Genomic DNA, 18,168 nt, shown 5'->3' on the forward strand with positions numbered 1-18,168 from the left:
CGACGGATATTGATAGAGCCATCGCCAGCAGGTGCAATCGCTTGTGCGAAACCCTCGCGTAGATTTGAAGGCAACCCATCGACAGACCACTTGGCATCGGATCGGCGCGAGGAAACCCGCTTTGGGTCAATGAGGGTCGTTCGTCAATGCTATCCGCTTCTTGATCCGATCAGCATAATGCCCACCCTTCTCCACCCCTCACGCACGACAAGGATTGCCGGCATGCGCACACTCAACACACTCCTGCTGGGCTTTGCCCTGGCGCTGAGCTCGGCCGCCTATTCAACCGAGAACGACGCGGTTACTCAGGAATGGATGCATTTGATCAAGGCAGACTTCCCCAAGGGTTGTGTGACTCAGTTGACCCCCTATTTATCGACCACCGGGGCGAACGGCGTGCGCACCAGTGCATGGCTGGTGCAAACCTGCCAGGGCAGTTACGAATACGGTGCAAGCTACCGTCCAGCGGCCACGCGTTCAAATGGAAAACTGATCAGCGTCAGTCGCGGGCGCAAGCTCAACATGCCTCCTGCGCAGTTGAAACGCCTTTACTCTCTCTAGGTTAATGATCTTATTGAGCACCTGTCACGAGGACGGATAGGTTGCTCGCGCGCCTGGTCGCGTCCAATCGATGCAGTCCCATCAAGGAAGAGAAAAACAATGAAAACAGTACTCGGCTTCGTGCTTCTTACCTGCCTGAACGTACCGGCATTCGCCAGCTACGAGAGCATCGGCTTTCAGAACAAGACGCTGCCGGACGAGCAAAACAATCGCCCGCTGGAACTGGTCGTCTGGTATCCGAGCAAAACCACCGCCACACCGCAGTTGATCGCTGACAGTGCGGTATTTGTCGGTGACGTTGCCGTACGCGATGCGCCTCCGGCCGCAGGCGCGCATCCATTGGTGGTGCTTTCCCACGGTTTTCGCGGTAACTGGGGGAACCAGTCATGGATCGCCAGTGCCCTGGCTCACCAGGGTTACATCGTGGCAGCGGTCAACCATCCCGGTACGACCACCCGCGACCGCAATCCAGCAGCTGCAGCCCAGTTGTGGCAGCGGCCCATCGACCTGCAGCGTGCCATTGATGCGGTCGTGGCTGAGCCGAGCCCGTATGGGCGGGTGGCGAAAGATCAGATTGCGGTGGTGGGACATTCCCTCGGTGGCTGGACCGCACTGGAAATGGCCGGTGCCCGGTTCGACTCCAAGCGTTTCCTCCAGGAATGCGTCACCTATCCGCAACTGTCCAGTTGCAGCGTCTACAAACAGCTCAACCCTGACAGCGACCCGTCATCGAAAGCTCGATTGAGCAGTGACCTGAGAGACAAACGCGTCACCGCCATCGTCACCTTGGACCTGGGTCTGTCACGCGGCCTGACCAATGAAAGCCTGGCAAGATTGCCGGTGCCGGCACTGGTGATTGCGGCAGGCGCCCCTTCCGAAGATCTCCCTGCCCGGTTGGAGTCGGCCGATCTGGCTAAGCGGCTGCCACCGGCGATCAGTCGTTATGTCGAGATCGGCGATGCCAGCCACTTCAGTTTCTTGTCGAGGTGCAAACCTGGCGCAATGGCGTTGCTCGAAGAAGACGCACCCGGCGATGGAGTCATTTGTCGGGACGGCGATAACGCCCGACCGCGGGCGTTGATCCAATCGCAGATTGCCTCGCTGATCACCGAGTTTCTGGCGCAATCATTTCACAACTGACGGGTGCTGACGCCCTTGGCGATGGGTGCTTGGTGAGTGGCTAACGGCTGGGTCGACTCCTGCCCTTCACGACGGCAGTCCCAGTCCACTCAGCGCCCAACCAGACTACTCCCTTTCCCTTGAGTGAAATTTCCTAGAAAATCCTGACCGCTTGCGCCGGTCCATCGCCGGTGGCTATCTTCGGCCTGTCACTGCACATCAGTGACAGGGTTTGGTAGCCCTGGTGTCACTAGGCGCAAAGCGCCACCTTGAGCGAGGCGCTTTTTTTCGGCCTCCGTTTCATGGTGGCCGTGCGCAGGGCGTCCTCGGACGCGCCGGGTTCCTAGTGCACCGGTCTACCAACCTGCGTACGGCCGCCACCTTAAATCGTTTGGTAGCGATGGTGACGGCTTCCTAATTTGCACTAGGAGTATCGCAAGCCATGTTCAAACCCACCCCCAATCCGCCGGCTACACCTCGTGCCGGAATCATTGATCCTCGTCTAGTCGACCAGGCGCTGGCCCACTATGATCTGGGGCCGGATGCTGTACCGAAACCTGCACCCGCCTCTGTCACTGCCGCCGCACCGACAAACCAGCCACCGACCTCGCCGAATCCCGAAGACACCCTGCTCGACCTTCACTCGATCCTGCAATCAGCGGCCGCCACGGCCTATGAGAACGCCGACAACCAGACCGGCCCGAATCGCAAGGTCGCGATGGGGGTGGTGCACCTGATTGAGCTTGCACAGTTGAGAATGGGCCTGCTGGAGCAGCAGGTAGTAGCCGCCAGTAGTTGACGGTGTCACGGTCGATGGCGGCAATGACGAATCCGCTATCGACCCATTGCGGACATTGACTGAATCGAATCTGGTTTAGTCCGGGAGCGAGTACATGCGCTTCAACTGCAACGGGGTCAGGTCGTCAAGCTTGCGGTTGCGACTCGCGCTGATCCGTTTCTTGTCCATGTGCACCCCACGTGGATAGTAGCTGGTGCCGTATTCAAAGTTACCCTCGCAGCTCTGCACAAGCCACGCACCGCCTCGCGAGCCGTTGACTCCATTGGCTGACAGGTACTTGTGAAGCCGGATCACACATCCTTGGGGAAAATCAGCTTTTATCAAGCGCCCCCACTCCTGAGTAATCTCATCGTCGGCGGTGCAAACGGTCGAGACTAGCAGTAGGAACGAAGCCAGGATGGGCTTGTTGGGTCTAAGCATGGCGGCAATCCTTGTCGCGCGTGAGGATAAGGAATGATCAGTATGAATTTGTAACCACCGCGCGAATGCATCCTGGAAGTTTCGGCAAAGTCATTGCGTTCAGTCGTGAACCTTCGTCGATGCCGGGATATCAGCTCTTGATCCATAGAGGACGGAGTGGGGCCACGGGCCAGCTTTTCTTTAGCCCCGAACTGATGTGTGAGAAATGCGATTTTGGTGAGTTTGTAAGTTCATCTTTTGATTATTTACAATGTGTTTTTCTCTAAGCGAGATGTGGCCCATGGATGAAGAACGTTGGGGATTTCACCTGTTCGGTGCGAATTTCGCAAGTGTTGAAGAGGCAGAGTTATACGCCTTTGAACAATGGGAACCAGAACCTCCCGCAGCGGCTACCGATACCGAATGGAATGACTGGGAAGATCGCAACCCAACGTGGCGAATGGCTGCCGAGCTTGAATTCCATATCGACTCCGACTTTGTGGAACTGTCAGGTGGGCTCGATAGTGTCGTCTCTCAGATAAGCTGCCCGGCAGAGCGGGCAGAGGTGGTCGCCAAAGGATCCCCGTTCACTCATTTCATAATGATTGGTGCAAATCCGAACGCTATATGGCACGATCGTCGCTCGCGTTCATCTCAAGTCGAGCCCGTAACTCGCTTGCCAGAAAGCACAGCTACTGTCACTTACCTGGGCAAGTACAACTGCTGACAGGCACCATAGATGCCCACTACGAAAAATCCGGAACCACACGTATGTCGCGAGCCAGATCCGTAGAGACAAGCAAGAATGTCTGTCATTAGCCGATAGCTACCGCTCGACGAGACCGCGTCGGGTTGCCGTTGGCCTCGCAAATACTCTACCTTCCTGCTACTGGATGAAATCAAAACTAGGGCGCACGCCGCCCTCGAAGAAGCAGCGGGCGGAGACATGGAGCTATTTCACTTCTACAGCGGGTCAACTTTGGTGGGCTGGTCAGCGCTCGAAGACGGCGATCCTCCGATGGGCGTCGCCTCTGGCGAGTTCAAACCAGCCAATGGTTACGCTGCCATCCAAGTTGAGTGCCAATCCAGCCTCAGAGACCAATCGTCTCTATGCCTTTCCGTTAGAACTGTTACAGGCATTACGATTCCATGCGCAGGCATTAATATTTCGGATTATTCGAAAGACCTAAAAGATGGCAGTATAGAAGTCAGCGTTCTGGGAGTGCCTCATCCCCTTTACGAAGAGTTGTTCCCAAACCAAGTAGAGATTTATGCCCATCACTTTGACTGAGTGAGCGTTGGGGCACAGCGGACAGTGCTAGTTTGAAGGCACGATGCTGCTCGGGCCCGGCAGCTATCGACCCGAGCCAGGCAGCCATGATCGTTCCCACACGCCCGTCTGAGCATGCTCAAAATAGCGGCACCCCTCCCCATGGTATGCTCGCCCATCGACTCATTTCCCGATCAAGTTAACGCCCGAATGGATATCGAAGAGATCAAGTTGCAGTTGGTACGACCCGCGACAAAATTTGTCGCCGGCGGGTTTCGACCTACCCATGAGCACGATGAAAGCTGGCTGGGCAAGGTCTTCCTGTTTCGACCTGATGAAACCATTCCGGTGAACGCCGCGGGTGAGCAGATACTGCCCTATGCGCAGTTTTACCTGCCCAGCCTGCCCTACACCTGCCCGGCACTGGCGAACGTTCGGGTACTCACGCTCTTCATGTCCAGGGAGTTTCCAGAGCCATTCGAGCCCATGGGCGCCAATTGGTTGATCAGGGAGTACGGCGATACCGATACCCTGGTCAACAAATCACTTTCCGTGGCGGACTCGCCCCTCAAGGCGTTTCCCTTGAAGGCCGAGTTGATGGACGACTTTCCGTTATGGGATGGCGGTGGCGTTCCCGCAGAGCTTGAGGACGAGATACTCAAACTCGAACGAGCCGGGACGATAGACAGCTACTACGACCTGACCACCCATGTTTACGAGCACAAGATCGGCGGCTATCCCTCGTTTTGCCAATCGGGTGTTGATCCGGGTGATGGTTTTGAGTTCGTGTTTCAGGTTTCGTCAGATGCAAAGATCCATTTGAACGTGGTCGACAGCGGTAGCCTCATGTTCTGGAAAAACACGGCAACAGGGGAATGGCAGCTTTACTACGACTTCTACTGAGGGTGTTCTCGCCATATTTGGTTGAACCGGCCCCTTCTCGTATCATCAGCGCACCCTATCTGGAATGTTTTACGTGAAGTCGTCACCTGAAAGCCGTCCGCCCGCCCCTGCTGCTCCCCAAGGCCCCAAATGGGATGCTGGCGAGGCTGTCGGCCAGCTCTCATGGGACGATTTGCGGATCATCAAGACCTTGAGCGATTGTGGCAATCGCGCTGACACGGCCAAGAAGCTCGGCATCAATGTCTCCACCGTGTCGCGGCGCCTCTCCCAGGTTGAGAAATCACTCGGGGTGGCGCTCTTCGATCATCGAAAGGCGGGCTACTTGCTGACGGCCGAGGGTGCCGAGTTGCGTGCACTGGCCGAGCGCGTCGAGCTGGACATCGTCAGTGTCACCCGCAGGGTTTCGCGGGCCGGCCAGGGCCCCCTGGGGAAACTGCGGATCACCACCAGCGACTCGCTGCTTCTGTACTTTCTCACCCCGATCATCGCGAATTTCAAAACCCTCAATGAAGGCATCACGATCGAAGTGCTGGTGGGCAACCAGACGTTGAGCCTGGCCAGGGATGAGTCGGATATCGCCGTGCGTGCCACCCGAAAGCCGGCGGACACGCTGGTGGGTCGCAAGCTGGCCAACATCGCCTGGGCCGCTTATGGCACCGCCAAGCAGGCGGTCACTGCCGATCCCTTCGCGGAAGGACAGTCCTGGGTGTCCTACTCAGGCGGCTTACAGGGTTTGAAGGCGACGAACTATGTCGAGTGCCGGGTGGCCCCGGAGCGTATCTCGTACCGCACGGACTCGGTTGCCGCCGCCAGCGCGGCCATCGCGGCCGGCCTGGGCTTTGGTTTTCTGCCCTGCATGCTCGGCGACATCACGCCCGGGTTGGTTCGCGTCGGCCCCGTGGTGCGCGAGCTGCAGGACGAGCTCTGGCTGCTCACCCACCAGGACATCAGAAAGTCCTGGCGGGTCAAAGCCTTCATGACCTTCTGCGCAGCGGCCGTGGCCGACCTCAAGCCTCTGGTGGAAGGGCATCAGCCTTTACAGGCCTCATAGGTTGCGAGTGCTGATTATCGGCTCTGCGCGCCGATCACCGCCCTGCACACGATCTCGATCAGTTGCGGCCGTTGCGCGAGTCGCGATACCCCGATGATGTTACTGGCAGCCTGGGGGCGTTCCGTGCCGTAGGCGGCCTTGCGCACCTTGCCGACAACGGCAAAGGCCGCGTCCATGTCCAGCACATACAGCGTCTCTTCGACGACATCCTGCAGCGTGGCGCCATACAGGGCGAGCAGCTTGGAAATGTTGTCGTAGGAGACCCGCATCTGCTCTCCCATCGAGGAGTAATCGCTCGGCCTGCCGTCGGCATCCAGCGGCGCGGGGGCGACCAGGTTGCCCTCCTCGTCGTGGTTGAACTGCCCCGACACGAAGATCTCGTTCCCTACCCGCCGCGCCTGCGGATAACCGTAGCTGTCTTCCCATGGAACACCCCAGTAGGCGGTGTCGTCGTTGAAAGGTCGTGAAGCTGCCATTGGGTTCTCCTGGCGAGTGGGATCGACGTGATCCGCGTGGCACAGATGCTAGCACCGCCAGAGCGCTACTCATGGCGCATTAATGCGCCTACAAAGAGGCAAAAATGCGCCTTCATTTCGACGCATGTTTCGCTATCTTTTGCCGGCACCTGGCGACAACCCGCTGAGAAGGCTCTCACTACCCGAGGTCTCAGGACGGCGCGCTGCCTGACCCAAACACCTAACACCCAGGGGAAATGGAACTCCATGAACAGTAACGATTGCATCGTGTTGGCGACTGTTGAAGTGGATTTGCCCAAGCGGCTCAAGCCCTGGCAAGTCCGCACGGCCAAGCAATTGATGTTGGATCATCTGGATCGAGGAATATCGGTGGCAGAAATCGCACGAGCCTGCGCACTGTCACGCAGTCACTTTTCACGCATGTTCAAGGAAAGCACTCGGCTCCCTCCCCAGGAGTGGCTGCGCGAACAGCGGCTGAGCAAGAGCAAGGAGCTACTGACCCGTTCACGGATGCTGCTGGTCGATATCGCGCTGGAGTGCGGCTTCTGTGACCAGGCGCATTTTTCCAGAACATTCCTGAAAGCCGAGGGGATGACGCCGTTGTCCTGGAGGCAGCAGGCCCTCTATCCGAACGCCGGCCTCCGGTCGGCGTGACGGTGACCGGGCCGGCCACGAACGCATCCGCTGCATCGATAGGAAACTGGTCATCTCCTGCTTGGTTTCTTCAGTGTCCTAGGCTGTGTATGAAATTGCTTGAAACGCAGGTTAGGCAAGGCAAAAACCGGCGAGGAACGACCGGGGTCGCGCCCGACTTGACTGGTTGTCAATGAGCATTCCGAGCCGGTTTTTAACGCCGCATAACCAAGTTTCAAGCGATTTCATACATAGCCTAATAGCCCTGGGTGGGCACTGTTACCACAATCTCCACCATTCCTTCTTCACTGGCACCCTAGGCGTCAGTGAAGCGATCTCGGAGCCGGCAATTTTTATCGGGACAACATCCATCCCATCAAAACTACCGAGTCCCAGCGGTGGGATTTCTACTTGTAGAAAGCGAGTGGTCTCTGCTGAGGCCACCGAATGTAACGATGGCGATGGCGCGACATTTCGATCCAAGACACGTATGCCGTTCTCTGGATCATGCAGACTGCTTGCCTCCGTACCTTCGGTGCCATCGAGCAAAAGTGGCTGTATCGTGATCTCCCCAAGCTCATAGCTGATGTCCAGATCACCGCAAATGCAATGCAGCTTTTTCAGCTCACCATTTGATGATATGCACACAAAATCCAGCCCATTGTCATCTGTGCAAAAGCTGCAAATGTGTAACTGAAGGCTCTTGCTCAGCGCCAAACTCATATTCAAGAAGGCCCTCTTGAAGGGGTTGGCTAGCTGAGCGTCCACAAGCAGCTTGTACACCCGAGAAAGAACGTCCAATTCTGGAGGAAGCTCAAGCGGGAAATCCTTGCTCGGAGGCATAGACGTAAAGGGCCATTTCTGTTCTGCACCGGCCTTGAATGTATCCAGGTAGAACGAACTGGCGCTCTCATCGTGATGCAATGACCAACCCAAACTCATCGGTAAGGCACCAAGTGACTCCAAATCCGGCATTACCTTCATCACGTGAGCAACAACCAGGTTTCCCATGGCTTAGATCCTTCTGGCAGGGGGCTGAACCGACCCAAGCTTAGTCGATACTTGAGTATCTGCCTTGGGTCGCCACCAGAGGCAGCGTCCACTCGTTCAGCGTCGAACCAGGCAGCGTCGCTCCCTTGTGCCTGAAGATCAAAAGCTTCGCCAGCAAGCCGGCTCCTACGGGAGAGAGAGGCAACCACAACGCCTGTGAACGCCACCCCACTGTAGGAGCAGGGCTTGCCCGCGAATAGGCCAGTCGCCTCACCGCAGAACACTGGTCATTACGTGGCGTCGGTCCATTTCTCAGGCCGAAATAATCGCCTGCAACACCTGCTTGAAGTTCGCCACCTGCTCCTCATCGAACTGGCTGAACACCCGCTCCTGCTGCTCACGGGCAATGGTCCAGAGCGCCTCGGTCTGGTCGATGCCGGCTACGGACAGTCGCACACGCCCTTCCGTTTCGGTGACCAGGCCCTTGCGGCACAGGTTGGCGATGGCCTCTTCCACTTCACGCTGCGGCATTGCCACTTCGCGCAGCAGTTCGGCCTGGCTCAGGCCCGCATCGTTCTCCAGCACCATCAGCATGCGTGCTTCGCTGGTGCGCAGGCCGGTCGCCAGTTGCCGTGGCTGGTAGGTGCCCTGGTAGCAGCGCACGGCCTGGGTCATCAGGTAGTAGAGGTTGTCACGCAGGCGGCCCTGGAAGTGGCTGCTCGGGCGCTCCTGCAGGTCCGGCTGGGTGATGCGGGTGTGCGGCAGCACCATCGAGTAGGCACCCTGGTGATACAGCAGCGGTGCGCGGCCGAAGTCGTCGAAGGCCACCACCTTGCCGATCAGGATCCAGTGATCGCCGCCGTCGACCATCTGGTACTTTTCACAGCGAAAGCGCGCCGAGCAGTCGGCCAGCAGCGGCGCCCCGCCTTCGCCCACTTCATGCTCGATGTCGGCGAAGCGATCGTCCTTGCTGCGGGCGAAGTGATTGGAGTGGTCGATCTGGTCGGCGGCGAGGATGTTCACGGCGAAATGGCTGGCCTGTTCGAACACCTCCAGGCTCCCCGAGCGCTTGTCCAGGCTCCAGAGAATCAGCGCCGGCTCCAGCGAGACCGAGTTGAAGCTGTTGGCGGTGACGCCGACCCGGCGACCGTCGGCGGTGGCGGCGGTGACCACGGTCACGCCGGTGGCGAAGTTACCCAGCGCACGGCGAAACGCGCGCGAATCGAATTCAGCAGACATGCAAGACTCCCGGAGCCGCCTCGGTGGCAGCCCCTCGATTGTTGTTATGGATGGAGCGGTTTCAGGCCATGCTCGGGTCGGGTTCCAGGCCCATCAGCTCGCGGCCGAGGATCTGCGTGCAGACGTCGTAATCGGTGTAGGCATGGGCGCCGGTCATGTGCGAGTCGCGCCACAGGCGTTGCAGTTCGTTGGACTCCATCCACGCCCCGCCACCGGCGGCTTCGAACAGCCGGTCGACGGCCTGGATGCACATCTTCACCGCATAGCCCTGGTTGGTTCGCCAGAAGGCCAGGGTCTCGCGGCTCGGGTAGCGATGGGCTTCGCTGTGTTCGGCGTGCTCGGCCCAGGTCTTTTCCAGGAAGGCGCGTGCTGCGGCAACCTGGTGGGTGGACTCGGCCAGGCGCATCAGCGCCGGGGTGGCCGCGCCGACCTGGGCGCCGGTATAGGCCCGTACGCGGTTGCGGGTCTTTTCCTTGAAGGCGTCGAGCATGCGCTCGGCCACGCCCAGGCTGACGGTGGCAAAGCCGCTGGCGAAGTACGGACGGTATGGCGAGTAGAAGACCTTGCTGTCCGGGTACAGGCCGAAACCGGCCGACTTGCCTTCCATCATGTCCTTGGCTTTCTGGATACGATGGTTGGGCACAAACACGTTGTCGACGACCAGGGTCTTGGTGCCACTGCCCTTGATGCCGGCGGAGAACCAGTCATCGCGAATCTCGTAGTCGCTGCGCGGCAGCACGGCGAAGCCGTAGTCCTGGCCGCCTTCTTGGTTGACCCGGCGGCAACCGAGGATCGCCCACTCGGCGTGGTCGCAACCGCTGCTCCAGCCCATCTGGCCGCTGAACATCACCCCACCCTCGACTTCCTCGACCTTGCCGAACGGCGCGATCGAGCTGCTGGCGGTGGCATCGGGGTTTTCGCCCCAGATTTCGTCCTGCATCTGCTTGGAGAACATCGCCATCTGGTGGCTGTGGGTGCACAGCAGGCTCATGGCCCAGGCGGTACTGGCACAGGCGCCGGCCAGCAGCGCGATGCAGTCGCAGAACTGCGGCAGGGAGATTTCCAGGCCACCGTAGACCTTGGGCAGGAATGCCCGATGCAGGCCGATCTGTTTGAGCAGGGCAATGTTTTCAGCAGGGACCTGGCGGTCCTTTTCCGCCTGCGCGGCATTGGCGGCGATGGTCGGCAGAATGGCCTTGAGGTCTTCGAGCAGCGGGTTGGGCTGTTTCATGGGGGGTACCGAATTATTATTGGATTCCCCTCCAGTATTTCCCGCAGCCCCTACTTGGAAAATGGACGTTCCACAGGGCCGATTGTACTTTCCACGACCCTGCAGGTGTCCTGCCGACGATTACGGCTCGATGGCTTTGAGCTCGTCGAGCAGCTCGGTGAGCAGCGCCAGCTTGTCTTCGCCCAGGCGCGACACCAGGCGCTGGTAGTTCAATTCCATGTCGTCGGCCATCTCGACAAAACGCTGCTGGCCGGCGTCGGTCAGGGCGACGAACATGCGCCGCTGGTCCTCGTTGGACTTGAAGCGACGCACCAGGCCGTCACGCTCCATGCGCACCAGCACACCGGACATGCTCGGCTTGAGGATGCAGGCCTTCTCGGCCAACTGGTAGCTCTCCAGCTCGCCGTTCTGGCGCAGGATGCGGATGATCCGCCACTGCTGCTCGGTCAGGTCGTGGGCATTGAGCGAAGGACGGAAAAAGGCCATCGCGGCTTCGCGGGCCTGGAGCAACGAAAGGGTCAGTGAGGGACGTGGCACGGGCATCTTCAGGACAAGGTCAGTGAAAGGCCGATCAGCTTACGAGCCGGCGATACACGGTGGCAAGCGACACCGGCGCCGTTCATGGAAAGTACCAGCGCTTGCCCGGAAAAGGCATTGGCCGTCGTTCCGGGCGCCGCCACGATAACGGCACAACAGGCTCTCACCCCAAGGCCGTCCCATGCCGTCACCCTCTGAAACCGCCCTGGCGCTGCCGGTATTCCCCCGGTGTCATCTGCGCATACCGTTGGAAGAACCGACTGAAATAGGCCGGGTCCTTGAAGCCGAGCTGGTAGCAGATCTCGTTGGCCGAATGACCGGTGAACAGCAGCAGGCGCCGCGCCTCCTGCATCAGGCGCTCGAGCACCAGGCGCTTGGAGGACAGGTCGGCGATGCGTCGGCAGATGTCGTTCAGCCGCGCCTCAGTCACGCCCAGGCGCTCGGCATAGCCGGCCAGCGGCAGGTGCTCCAGGTAGTGGGCCTCGATCAACGCGTTGAAGCGGTGAAACACCTGCAGGTCCTCGTGCCGCGCCGGCCGTGCCTTGAGCGCATGCGCCGACAACCGCAGCAGGCTGATCAGCACCAGCCGGGTCAGCGCGTGCAGCGCCGGCGCACGGCCATTGGCCTGGCCCTCGATCTCTTCCCGCAGCGCCTCGAACATCAGTTCCAGGCGCCGCGCTTCGGCCAGCTGGTCACCGTCAAGGCGGTCCAGGGCCACGCACACCGGCGCCATCGGCGGCGGTGGCGCGAGCGCCGGGTCCTCTTCGAGCAGTTGCCAGACCAGTTGCTGGCGCACGGTCAGCACATGCCCGTCAGCGTCGAACTCGGTGACGAAGGAATGCGGGATGGTCGGCGGCGTGATGAAGAACATCGGCCCGCGTTCGACGAACTGCCGGTCGTCCAGGTACACGCGCACCGCCCCGCTCTTGACGTAATGCACCTGGAAAAACCGGTCGTGCCGGTGCACCGGCATGTTGCGGCCGAAGAAACCGGCCAGGTTGCTCAGGCGGTCGTAGTGGATCTCGGCATCGCTGTAGCGCTGGTCGTAGACCTGCCCGATGTTGATGTTGGGGATGGGCGAACGTTCGCTGCGCATCAGGGAATTCCTTGTTGTTATGGCCGCATGCTGCGCGTTTTCCCGGGCTTTGGAAAGTTGCCCGAACGCAACCTGGCTTGACGATCGTTAACATCTTAATTATAACGTTAACACATTAACAATGTCGGGCCCCAGGCCCCTCCAGGAGATCGAGATGCCCCGAAGCCTGTACGACACGGCCCACGGAACGCTGTTCGGCATCGCCCTGAACTACCAAGGCCTGCTTGCCCAGCGCCTGCCCGAGTTCAACGCGGCGCCCTACAAGGAACCACCGGTCAAGCCGGTGCTGTTCATCAAGACGCCCAACACCCGCAACCAGCACGACGGCACCGTCGAGCGGCCGACTGGCGAACGCCTGCAGCCGGGCCCGGCCCTGGCCGTGGTGATCGGCAAGCGCGCCAGCCGGGTCAGCGAGGCCCAGGCCCTGGAGTACGTGGCCGGCTACACCATCGCCAACGAATTCAGCCTGCCGGAAGACAGCTACTACCGCCCGGCGGTCAAGGCCAAGTGCCGCGATGGCTTCTGCGCCCTCGGCCCGGTGCTGGTGCCGACCCAGGACATCCCTAACCCGCAGACGCTGACCCTCAAGCTGTTGGTCAACGGCGAAGTGGTGCAGGAAAACACCACCGCCAACCAGGTGCGTGGCGTGGCCAAGTTGATTGCCGAACTGAGCGAGTTCATGACCCTGGATGTCGGCGATGTGTTGATCACCGGCACCCCGGAAGGTCGTGTCGACGTGCAGCCGGGAGACCGGGTGGATGTCGAGATCACCGGCCTGGGCCGTTTGACCAACCACATCGTCAGTGAACAGGAGCCTCGCCCATGAAACACGCCCGTATCCTGTTCGAAGGCGTCGTGCACGCGGTGCAGGTCAACGACGACCACAGCGTGCGCCTGGAAGATGGCCGCGTGCTCGGCGAGCAGCAGGTCACCTGGCTGCCTCCGGCCACCGGCAACATGTTCGCCCTGGGCCTGAACTACGCCGACCACGCTCGCGAACTGGCCTTCACCCCGCCGACCGAGCCGCTGGCGTTCATCAAGTCGCCGGGCACCTACACCGGTCACCACCAGCAGACCTGGCGCCCGGACGGCGTGACCTACATGCACTACGAGTGCGAGCTGGTCGCGGTGATCGGCAAACCGGCCAAGAACGTCAAGCGCGAAGACGCCCTGCAGTACCTGGCCGGCTACACCGTGTGCAACGACTACGCCATCCGCGACTACCTGGAAAACTACTACCGCCCCAACCTGCGGGTGAAGAACCGCGACGCCACCACTCCGGTCGGCCCGTGGATCGTCGATGTCGCCGATGTGCCGGACCCGTCGAACCTGACACTGCGCACCTGGATCAACGGCGAGCTGAAACAGGAAGGCACCACTGCGGACATGATCTTCGACATCCCCTGCCTGATCGAATACTTCTCCAGCTTCATGACCCTGCAGCCGGGCGACATGATCGCCACCGGCACGCCGGAGGGCCTGGCCGACGTGGTGCCGGGCGATGAAGTGGTGGTGGAAGTCGAGGGCGTCGGTCGCCTGGTCAACCGGATCGTCAGCGAAGCGGACTTCTTCAAGAACAACGTCAAGCACAACAAGGCATGAGCAGCATGATCAAGCACTGGATCAACGGCCGTGAGGTCGAAAGCAAAGACACCTTCGTCAACTACAACCCGGCCACCGGCGAGGCGATCGGTGAAGTCGCCAGCGGCGGTGCCGAGGAAGTCGCCCAGGCCGTGGCCGCGGCCAAGGAAGCCTTTCCGAAGTGGGCCAACACCCCGGCCAAGGAACGCGCCCGCCTGATGCGCAAGCTCGGTGAGCTGATCGACCAGAACGTGCCGCACCTGGCCGAGCTGGAAACCCTGGACACCGGCCTGCCGATCCACCAGACCAAGAACGTGCTGATCCCCCGTGCCTCGCACAACTTCGATTTCTTCGCCGAAGTCTGCACCCGCATGGACGGCCACACCTACCCGGTCGACGACCAGATGCTCAACTACACCCTGTACCAGCCGGTGGGTGTTTGTGGCCTGGTGTCGCCGTGGAACGTGCCGTTCATGACCGCCACCTGGAAGACCGCGCCGTGCCTGGCGCTGGGCAACACGGCGGTGCTGAAGATGTCCGAACTGTCGCCGCTGACCGCCAACGAGCTGGGTCGCCTGGCCGTCGAGGCCGGCATTCCCAACGGCGTGCTGAACGTGATCCAGGGCTACGGCGCGACCGCTGGCGACGCGCTGGTCCGTCACCCGGACGTGCGGGCGATCTCCTTCACCGGCGGTACCGCCACCGGCAAGAAGATCATGCAGACAGCGGGCCTCAAGAAGTACTCCATGGAGCTGGGCGGCAAGTCGCCGGTGCTGATCTTCGAAGACGCCGACCTGGAGCGTGCACTGGACGCCGCGCTGTTCACCATCTTCTCGCTCAACGGCGAACGTTGCACCGCCGGCAGCCGGATCTTCATCCAGGAAAGCGTCTACCCGCAATTCGTCGCCGAGTTCGCCGCGCGGGCCAAGCGCCTGATCGTCGGTGACCCGACCGATCCGAAGACCCAGGTCGGTTCGATGATCACCCAGCAGCACTACGACAAGGTCACCGGCTACATCCGCATCGGCCTCGAGGAAGGCGCCACCCTGCTCGCCGGTGGCCTGGAGCGTCCGGCCAACCTGCCGGCGCACCTGGCAAAAGGTCAGTTCATCCAGCCGACCGTGTTCGCCGACGTGAACAACAGCATGCGCATCGCCCAGGAAGAAATCTTCGGCCCGGTGGTCTGCCTGATCCCGTTCAAGGACGAAGCCGAAGCGCTCAAGCTGGCCAACGACACCGAGTACGGCCTGGCCTCCTACATCTGGACCCAGGACATCGGCAAGGCCCATCGCCTGGCCCGTGGCATCGAGGCCGGCATGGTGTTCATCAACAGCCAGAACGTGCGCGATCTGCGCCAGCCATTCGGTGGCGTGAAGGGTTCGGGTACCGGTCGCGAAGGCGGTCAGTACAGCTTCGAGGTGTTCGCCGAGATCAAGAACGTGTGCATCTCCATGGGCAGCCATCACATCCCGCGCTGGGGTGTATAAACCCGAGGCACAATGCTGCACCCTGCTGGAGCCGGCCTGGCCGGCTCCTACCGCAGACGCGGACCGACAACAACAATCAATTACCGGAGAATCCCATGGGCAAGCTCGCTCTGGCCGCCAAGATCACCCACGTGCCCTCCATGTACCTGTCCGAACTGCCCGGCCCGCGCCAGGGCTTCCGCCAGGCCGCCATCGACGGGCACTACGAGATCAGCCGGCGCTGCCGCGAACTGGGCGTGGACACCATCGTCGTGTTCGACACCCACTGGTTGGTCAACGCCAACTACCACGTGCTCTGCAGCCCGAGCTTCGAGGGCGTGTACACCAGTAACGAGCTGCCGCACTTCATCAGCAACATGCCCTACGCCTTTCCCGGCAACAGCGAACTGGGCAAGCTGCTGGCCGACACCTGCAACCGCTTCGGTGTCGAGACCATGGCCCACCACGCCACCACCCTGGGCCCGGAATACGGGACGCTGGTGCCGATGCGCTACATGAACCAGGACCAGCACTTCAAGGTCGTCTCGGTCTCGGCCCTGTGCACCTCGCACTTCCTCGCCGACAGCGCTCGCCTGGGCTGGGCCATGCGCAAGGCGGTCGAGGACCATTACGACGGCACCGTGGCGTTTCTCGCCAGCGGCTCGCTGTCGCACCGTTTCGCCCAGAACGGCCAGGCGCCGGACTTCGCCACCAAGGTCTGGAGCCCGTTCCTGGAAACCCTGGACAACCGTGTGGTGAAAATGTGGGAAGACGCCGAGTGGGCGGACTTCTGCGCGATGCTCCCGGAATACGCCGCCAAGGGTCACGGCGAAGGCTTCATGCACGACACGGCGATGCTGCTCGGCGCGCTCGGCTGGTCGGCCTACGACGGCCATGTCGAGGTACTGACGCCCTACTTCGGTTCCTCCGGCACCGGACAGATCAACGCCGTGTTCCCGGTCACGCCGCAGGACGGTTCGGCCATTCCCGCCGCCCAGGCCTCCAACCCCGCGTCGGCGGGCCTCGCCAACCGCCTTTGAAACGAGGAGCCCCCCATGCCTCATCTGGTATTGCTGTACACCCCGGACCTTGAAGCCGAGGCCGATATCCCGGCGCTGTGCCACCGCCTGGCCGACACCATGCTCCAGGCCCGCGACGACAGCGGCAAGCAGGTCTTCCCCACCGGGGGTACCCGGGTGCTGGCCTACCCCGCCGCGCATTGCGCGGTGGCCGACGGCCAGGGCGACTACGGTTTCCTCTACGCCAACCTGCGCATGGGCCTGGGCCGCAGCGGCGCCGTGCACAGCGCGGTCGGCGACAGCCTGCTGGCGGTGCTGAAAGAGGTGCTGGACCCACTGCTAAAACGACGACCGATCGGCATCACCCTGCAGATCGACGAAAGCCAGGCCCAGGTCTACGACGGCAAGCACAGCAGCCTGCACCCGCTGTTCAACGGCCGCGCCTGAGCCTATCCCGTCTCATCCAATAAAAAGTACAAGACCATGAGCACGACCCACTCCGCCTCGACCCTGTGCGCGGCACAGGACCCTGCTGCCCGCGTTTACCGCCAGGTGACCTGGCGACTGATCCCGCTGCTGCTGGTGTGCTACCTGTTCGCGCACCTGGACCGGATCAACATCGGCTTCGCCAAGATGCAGATGGCCGCCGACCTGCACCTGAGCGACACGGTCTACGGCCTGGGTGCCGGGCTGTTCTTCATCGCCTACGCGCTGTTCGGCGTGCCAAGCAACCTGGCGCTGGAACGGGTCGGGCCACGACGCTGGATCGCCACGCTGATGGTGGTGTGGGGCGCGTTGTCCACCAGCATGCTGCTGATCGACAGCAGTGGCGTGTTCTACCTGTTGCGCTTTGCCCTGGGCGCCGCTGAAGCCGGCTTCTTCCCGGGCATCCTGGTGTACCTGAACCGCTGGTACCCGGCCGGGCGCCGCGCGCAGGTCACCGCGTTGTTCGCCATCGCCGTGCCCCTGGCCGGTGTGGTCGGCGGGCCGCTGTCCGGCGCCATTCTCAGCCTGATGCATGACACGGCGGGCCTGGCCGGCTGGCAGTGGATGTTTCTGCTTGAGGGCGCCCCGGTGATTGCCCTCGGCCTGCTGGTGCTGGCGCGGCTGCCGGATCATTTCGAAACCGTGACCTGGCTCGATGCGCAGCAGAAAACCACCCTGCGCGAGGCGTTCAGCCGCGAAGAACAACGCAAGGTGGTGACCTCCGTCGGTGGCCTGCTGGCCAATCCTGCCATCTGGCTGCTGGTGGCGATCTATTGCGCGGTGATGCTGGCGGTCAACACCCTCGCCTTCTGGATGCCGAGCCTGATCCATGGCGCCGGCATCGGCAACGACGCCAGCGTCGGCCTGCTCAGTGCCCTGCCGTACCTGATCGGCTGCGTGTTCATGCTCGCCTGCGGCCGCTCCTCGGACCGCCGCCGGGAGCGCCGCTGGCACCTGTGCGTGCCGCTGCTGATGGGCGCCGTCGGCATTGCCCTGGCCGGTCTCGCCCCGGAACAACCGCTGCCGGTCCTGGCCGGGCTGATCATCGCCGGCATGGGCGCCAGCGCCGCCCTGCCGATGTTCTGGCAACTGCCACCGGCCTACCTCAATGACCGCACCCAGGCCACCGGCATCGCCCTGATCAGTTCGCTGGGCAGCATTGCCTCGTTCCTCACCCCCTATTTCATCGGCTGGATGCGTGACACCACCCACAGCCCAAGCCTGGCCCTGCACATCCTGGCCCTGTTCATCGCCTTCGGCGGCCTGCTGGTGCTGCGCACCCAGGCTGCCACCGTCAACCCTTGAGAGAGAT

The 18,168-nt window shown here is 61.5% G+C and carries 20 protein-coding genes; 14 read left to right on the forward strand and 6 right to left on the reverse strand.

What is annotated here, in order from left to right:
* Window positions 1-222: 222 nt before the first annotated feature.
* The 7 genes from HU752_RS19585 (at window position 223) to HU752_RS19615 (ending at window position 6,102) form a co-directional block, all read left to right on the forward strand.
* The gene (locus HU752_RS19585; RefSeq protein WP_186679117.1) at window positions 223-561 is read left to right on the forward strand and encodes a hypothetical protein; all 339 of its coding nucleotides are present in this window, start codon (window positions 223-225) and stop codon (window positions 559-561) included.
* Between the two features lie 99 nt (window positions 562-660).
* Complete coding sequence (locus HU752_RS19590; protein ID WP_186679116.1) at window positions 661-1,701, forward strand: alpha/beta hydrolase family protein; 1,041 nt, start codon at window positions 661-663, stop codon at window positions 1,699-1,701.
* Between the two features lie 421 nt (window positions 1,702-2,122).
* Window positions 2,123-2,479: a DUF6124 family protein gene (locus HU752_RS19595; RefSeq protein WP_186679114.1), complete on the forward strand. Its 357-nt coding sequence runs from the start codon at window positions 2,123-2,125 to the stop codon at window positions 2,477-2,479.
* A gap of 700 nt (window positions 2,480-3,179) precedes the next feature.
* Window positions 3,180-3,605 (forward strand): hypothetical protein, encoded by a 426-nt coding sequence (locus HU752_RS19600; RefSeq protein ID WP_186679108.1) that lies wholly within the window; start codon window positions 3,180-3,182, stop codon window positions 3,603-3,605.
* A gap of 219 nt (window positions 3,606-3,824) precedes the next feature.
* On the forward strand, window positions 3,825-4,169 hold the full coding sequence (locus HU752_RS19605; RefSeq protein ID WP_186679106.1) for a hypothetical protein: 345 nt from the start codon (window positions 3,825-3,827) through the stop codon (window positions 4,167-4,169).
* A 189-nt stretch (window positions 4,170-4,358) separates the two neighbouring features.
* Window positions 4,359-5,051, forward strand: a complete 693-nt coding sequence (locus HU752_RS19610; protein WP_186679104.1) for a DUF1963 domain-containing protein — start codon at window positions 4,359-4,361, stop codon at window positions 5,049-5,051.
* A gap of 64 nt (window positions 5,052-5,115) precedes the next feature.
* Entirely contained in the window at window positions 5,116-6,102 is a 987-nt protein-coding gene (locus tag HU752_RS19615) for a LysR family transcriptional regulator (RefSeq protein WP_186679103.1), read from the forward strand.
* Window positions 6,103-6,116: 14 nt separating this feature from the next.
* Here HU752_RS19615 and HU752_RS19620 read toward each other — a convergent pair whose 3' ends face one another.
* Entirely contained in the window at window positions 6,117-6,578 is a 462-nt protein-coding gene (locus tag HU752_RS19620; protein ID WP_186679101.1) for a RidA family protein, read from the reverse strand.
* 246 nt (window positions 6,579-6,824) lie between these two features.
* Here HU752_RS19620 and HU752_RS19625 point away from each other — a divergent pair, with 246 nt between their 5' ends.
* Window positions 6,825-7,232, forward strand: coding sequence for a helix-turn-helix domain-containing protein (locus HU752_RS19625; protein ID WP_186679099.1), 408 nt, complete (start codon window positions 6,825-6,827; stop codon window positions 7,230-7,232).
* A 258-nt stretch (window positions 7,233-7,490) separates the two neighbouring features.
* Here HU752_RS19625 and HU752_RS19630 read toward each other — a convergent pair whose 3' ends face one another.
* The 5 genes from HU752_RS19630 to hpaA all read right to left on the reverse strand — a co-directional run bounded on the left by HU752_RS19630 (window position 7,491) and on the right by hpaA (window position 12,304).
* On the reverse strand, window positions 7,491-8,222 hold the full coding sequence (locus HU752_RS19630) for a hypothetical protein (RefSeq protein ID WP_186679097.1): 732 nt from the start codon (window positions 8,220-8,222) through the stop codon (window positions 7,491-7,493).
* Between the two features lie 291 nt (window positions 8,223-8,513).
* Entirely contained in the window at window positions 8,514-9,440 is a 927-nt protein-coding gene (locus tag HU752_RS19635) for a p-hydroxyphenylacetate 3-hydroxylase reductase component (protein ID WP_186679093.1), read from the reverse strand.
* 61 nt (window positions 9,441-9,501) lie between these two features.
* The gene (locus HU752_RS19640; RefSeq protein ID WP_186679089.1) at window positions 9,502-10,671 is read right to left on the reverse strand and encodes a p-hydroxyphenylacetate 3-hydroxylase oxygenase component; all 1,170 of its coding nucleotides are present in this window, start codon (window positions 10,669-10,671) and stop codon (window positions 9,502-9,504) included.
* A 120-nt stretch (window positions 10,672-10,791) separates the two neighbouring features.
* Window positions 10,792-11,214 carry a homoprotocatechuate degradation operon regulator HpaR gene (gene hpaR / locus HU752_RS19645; protein WP_186679087.1) on the reverse strand — a complete coding sequence of 141 codons (423 nt, stop codon included), beginning with the start codon at window positions 11,212-11,214 and terminating at the stop codon, window positions 10,792-10,794.
* 181 nt (window positions 11,215-11,395) lie between these two features.
* Complete coding sequence (hpaA, locus tag HU752_RS19650) at window positions 11,396-12,304, reverse strand: 4-hydroxyphenylacetate catabolism regulatory protein HpaA (protein ID WP_186679085.1); 909 nt, start codon at window positions 12,302-12,304, stop codon at window positions 11,396-11,398.
* A 154-nt stretch (window positions 12,305-12,458) separates the two neighbouring features.
* Here hpaA and HU752_RS19655 point away from each other — a divergent pair, with 154 nt between their 5' ends.
* The 6 genes from HU752_RS19655 (at window position 12,459) to HU752_RS19680 (ending at window position 18,161) form a co-directional block, all read left to right on the forward strand.
* A complete protein-coding gene (locus HU752_RS19655; RefSeq protein ID WP_186679081.1) occupies window positions 12,459-13,130 on the forward strand; it encodes a fumarylacetoacetate hydrolase family protein in 672 nt (223 codons plus the stop codon).
* Window positions 13,127-13,906: a fumarylacetoacetate hydrolase family protein gene (locus HU752_RS19660; protein WP_186679071.1), complete on the forward strand. Its 780-nt coding sequence runs from the start codon at window positions 13,127-13,129 to the stop codon at window positions 13,904-13,906. The genes HU752_RS19655 and HU752_RS19660 overlap by 4 nt, the downstream gene beginning before the upstream one ends.
* Before the next feature lie 5 nt (window positions 13,907-13,911).
* A complete protein-coding gene (hpaE, locus tag HU752_RS19665) occupies window positions 13,912-15,372 on the forward strand; it encodes a 5-carboxymethyl-2-hydroxymuconate semialdehyde dehydrogenase (protein ID WP_186679580.1) in 1,461 nt (486 codons plus the stop codon).
* 95 nt (window positions 15,373-15,467) lie between these two features.
* Window positions 15,468-16,391, forward strand: coding sequence for a 3,4-dihydroxyphenylacetate 2,3-dioxygenase (gene hpaD / locus HU752_RS19670; RefSeq protein WP_186679062.1), 924 nt, complete (start codon window positions 15,468-15,470; stop codon window positions 16,389-16,391).
* A gap of 15 nt (window positions 16,392-16,406) precedes the next feature.
* Window positions 16,407-16,817: a 5-carboxymethyl-2-hydroxymuconate isomerase gene (locus HU752_RS19675; protein WP_186679061.1), complete on the forward strand. Its 411-nt coding sequence runs from the start codon at window positions 16,407-16,409 to the stop codon at window positions 16,815-16,817.
* Window positions 16,818-16,853: 36 nt separating this feature from the next.
* The gene (locus tag HU752_RS19680; RefSeq protein ID WP_186679060.1) at window positions 16,854-18,161 is read left to right on the forward strand and encodes an MFS transporter; all 1,308 of its coding nucleotides are present in this window, start codon (window positions 16,854-16,856) and stop codon (window positions 18,159-18,161) included.
* The last annotated feature ends 7 nt before the right edge of the window (window positions 18,162-18,168 follow it).

Source organism: Pseudomonas vanderleydeniana (assembly GCF_014268755.2).
GTDB lineage: Bacteria > Pseudomonadota > Gammaproteobacteria > Pseudomonadales > Pseudomonadaceae > Aquipseudomonas > Aquipseudomonas vanderleydeniana.

Bases quoted from the DNA above. Each gene is read 5' to 3' on its own strand.
- HU752_RS19660 (WP_186679071.1), top strand. From the start codon at position 13,127: ATGAAACACGCCCGTATCCTGTTCGAAGGCGTCGTGCACGCGGTGCAG.
- HU752_RS19595 (WP_186679114.1), top strand. From the start codon at position 2,123: ATGTTCAAACCCACCCCCAATCCGCCGGCTACACCTCGTGCCGGAATC.
- HU752_RS19605 (WP_186679106.1), top strand. From the start codon at position 3,825: ATGGAGCTATTTCACTTCTACAGCGGGTCAACTTTGGTGGGCTGGTCA.
- HU752_RS19610 (WP_186679104.1), top strand. From the start codon at position 4,359: ATGGATATCGAAGAGATCAAGTTGCAGTTGGTACGACCCGCGACAAAA.
- hpaD (WP_186679062.1), top strand. From the start codon at position 15,468: ATGGGCAAGCTCGCTCTGGCCGCCAAGATCACCCACGTGCCCTCCATG.
- HU752_RS19680 (WP_186679060.1), top strand. From the start codon at position 16,854: ATGAGCACGACCCACTCCGCCTCGACCCTGTGCGCGGCACAGGACCCT.
- hpaE (WP_186679580.1), top strand. From the start codon at position 13,912: ATGATCAAGCACTGGATCAACGGCCGTGAGGTCGAAAGCAAAGACACC.
- HU752_RS19675 (WP_186679061.1), top strand. From the start codon at position 16,407: ATGCCTCATCTGGTATTGCTGTACACCCCGGACCTTGAAGCCGAGGCC.
- HU752_RS19590 (WP_186679116.1), top strand. From the start codon at position 661: ATGAAAACAGTACTCGGCTTCGTGCTTCTTACCTGCCTGAACGTACCG.
- HU752_RS19635 (WP_186679093.1), bottom strand. From the start codon at position 9,440: ATGTCTGCTGAATTCGATTCGCGCGCGTTTCGCCGTGCGCTGGGTAAC.
- HU752_RS19640 (WP_186679089.1), bottom strand. From the start codon at position 10,671: ATGAAACAGCCCAACCCGCTGCTCGAAGACCTCAAGGCCATTCTGCCG.
- hpaA (WP_186679085.1), bottom strand. From the start codon at position 12,304: ATGCGCAGCGAACGTTCGCCCATCCCCAACATCAACATCGGGCAGGTC.
- HU752_RS19630 (WP_186679097.1), bottom strand. From the start codon at position 8,222: ATGGGAAACCTGGTTGTTGCTCACGTGATGAAGGTAATGCCGGATTTG.
- HU752_RS19620 (WP_186679101.1), bottom strand. From the start codon at position 6,578: ATGGCAGCTTCACGACCTTTCAACGACGACACCGCCTACTGGGGTGTT.
- HU752_RS19655 (WP_186679081.1), top strand. From the start codon at position 12,459: ATGCCCCGAAGCCTGTACGACACGGCCCACGGAACGCTGTTCGGCATC.
- HU752_RS19625 (WP_186679099.1), top strand. From the start codon at position 6,825: ATGAACAGTAACGATTGCATCGTGTTGGCGACTGTTGAAGTGGATTTG.
- HU752_RS19600 (WP_186679108.1), top strand. From the start codon at position 3,180: ATGGATGAAGAACGTTGGGGATTTCACCTGTTCGGTGCGAATTTCGCA.
- HU752_RS19585 (WP_186679117.1), top strand. From the start codon at position 223: ATGCGCACACTCAACACACTCCTGCTGGGCTTTGCCCTGGCGCTGAGC.
- HU752_RS19615 (WP_186679103.1), top strand. From the start codon at position 5,116: ATGTTTTACGTGAAGTCGTCACCTGAAAGCCGTCCGCCCGCCCCTGCT.
- hpaR (WP_186679087.1), bottom strand. From the start codon at position 11,214: ATGCCCGTGCCACGTCCCTCACTGACCCTTTCGTTGCTCCAGGCCCGC.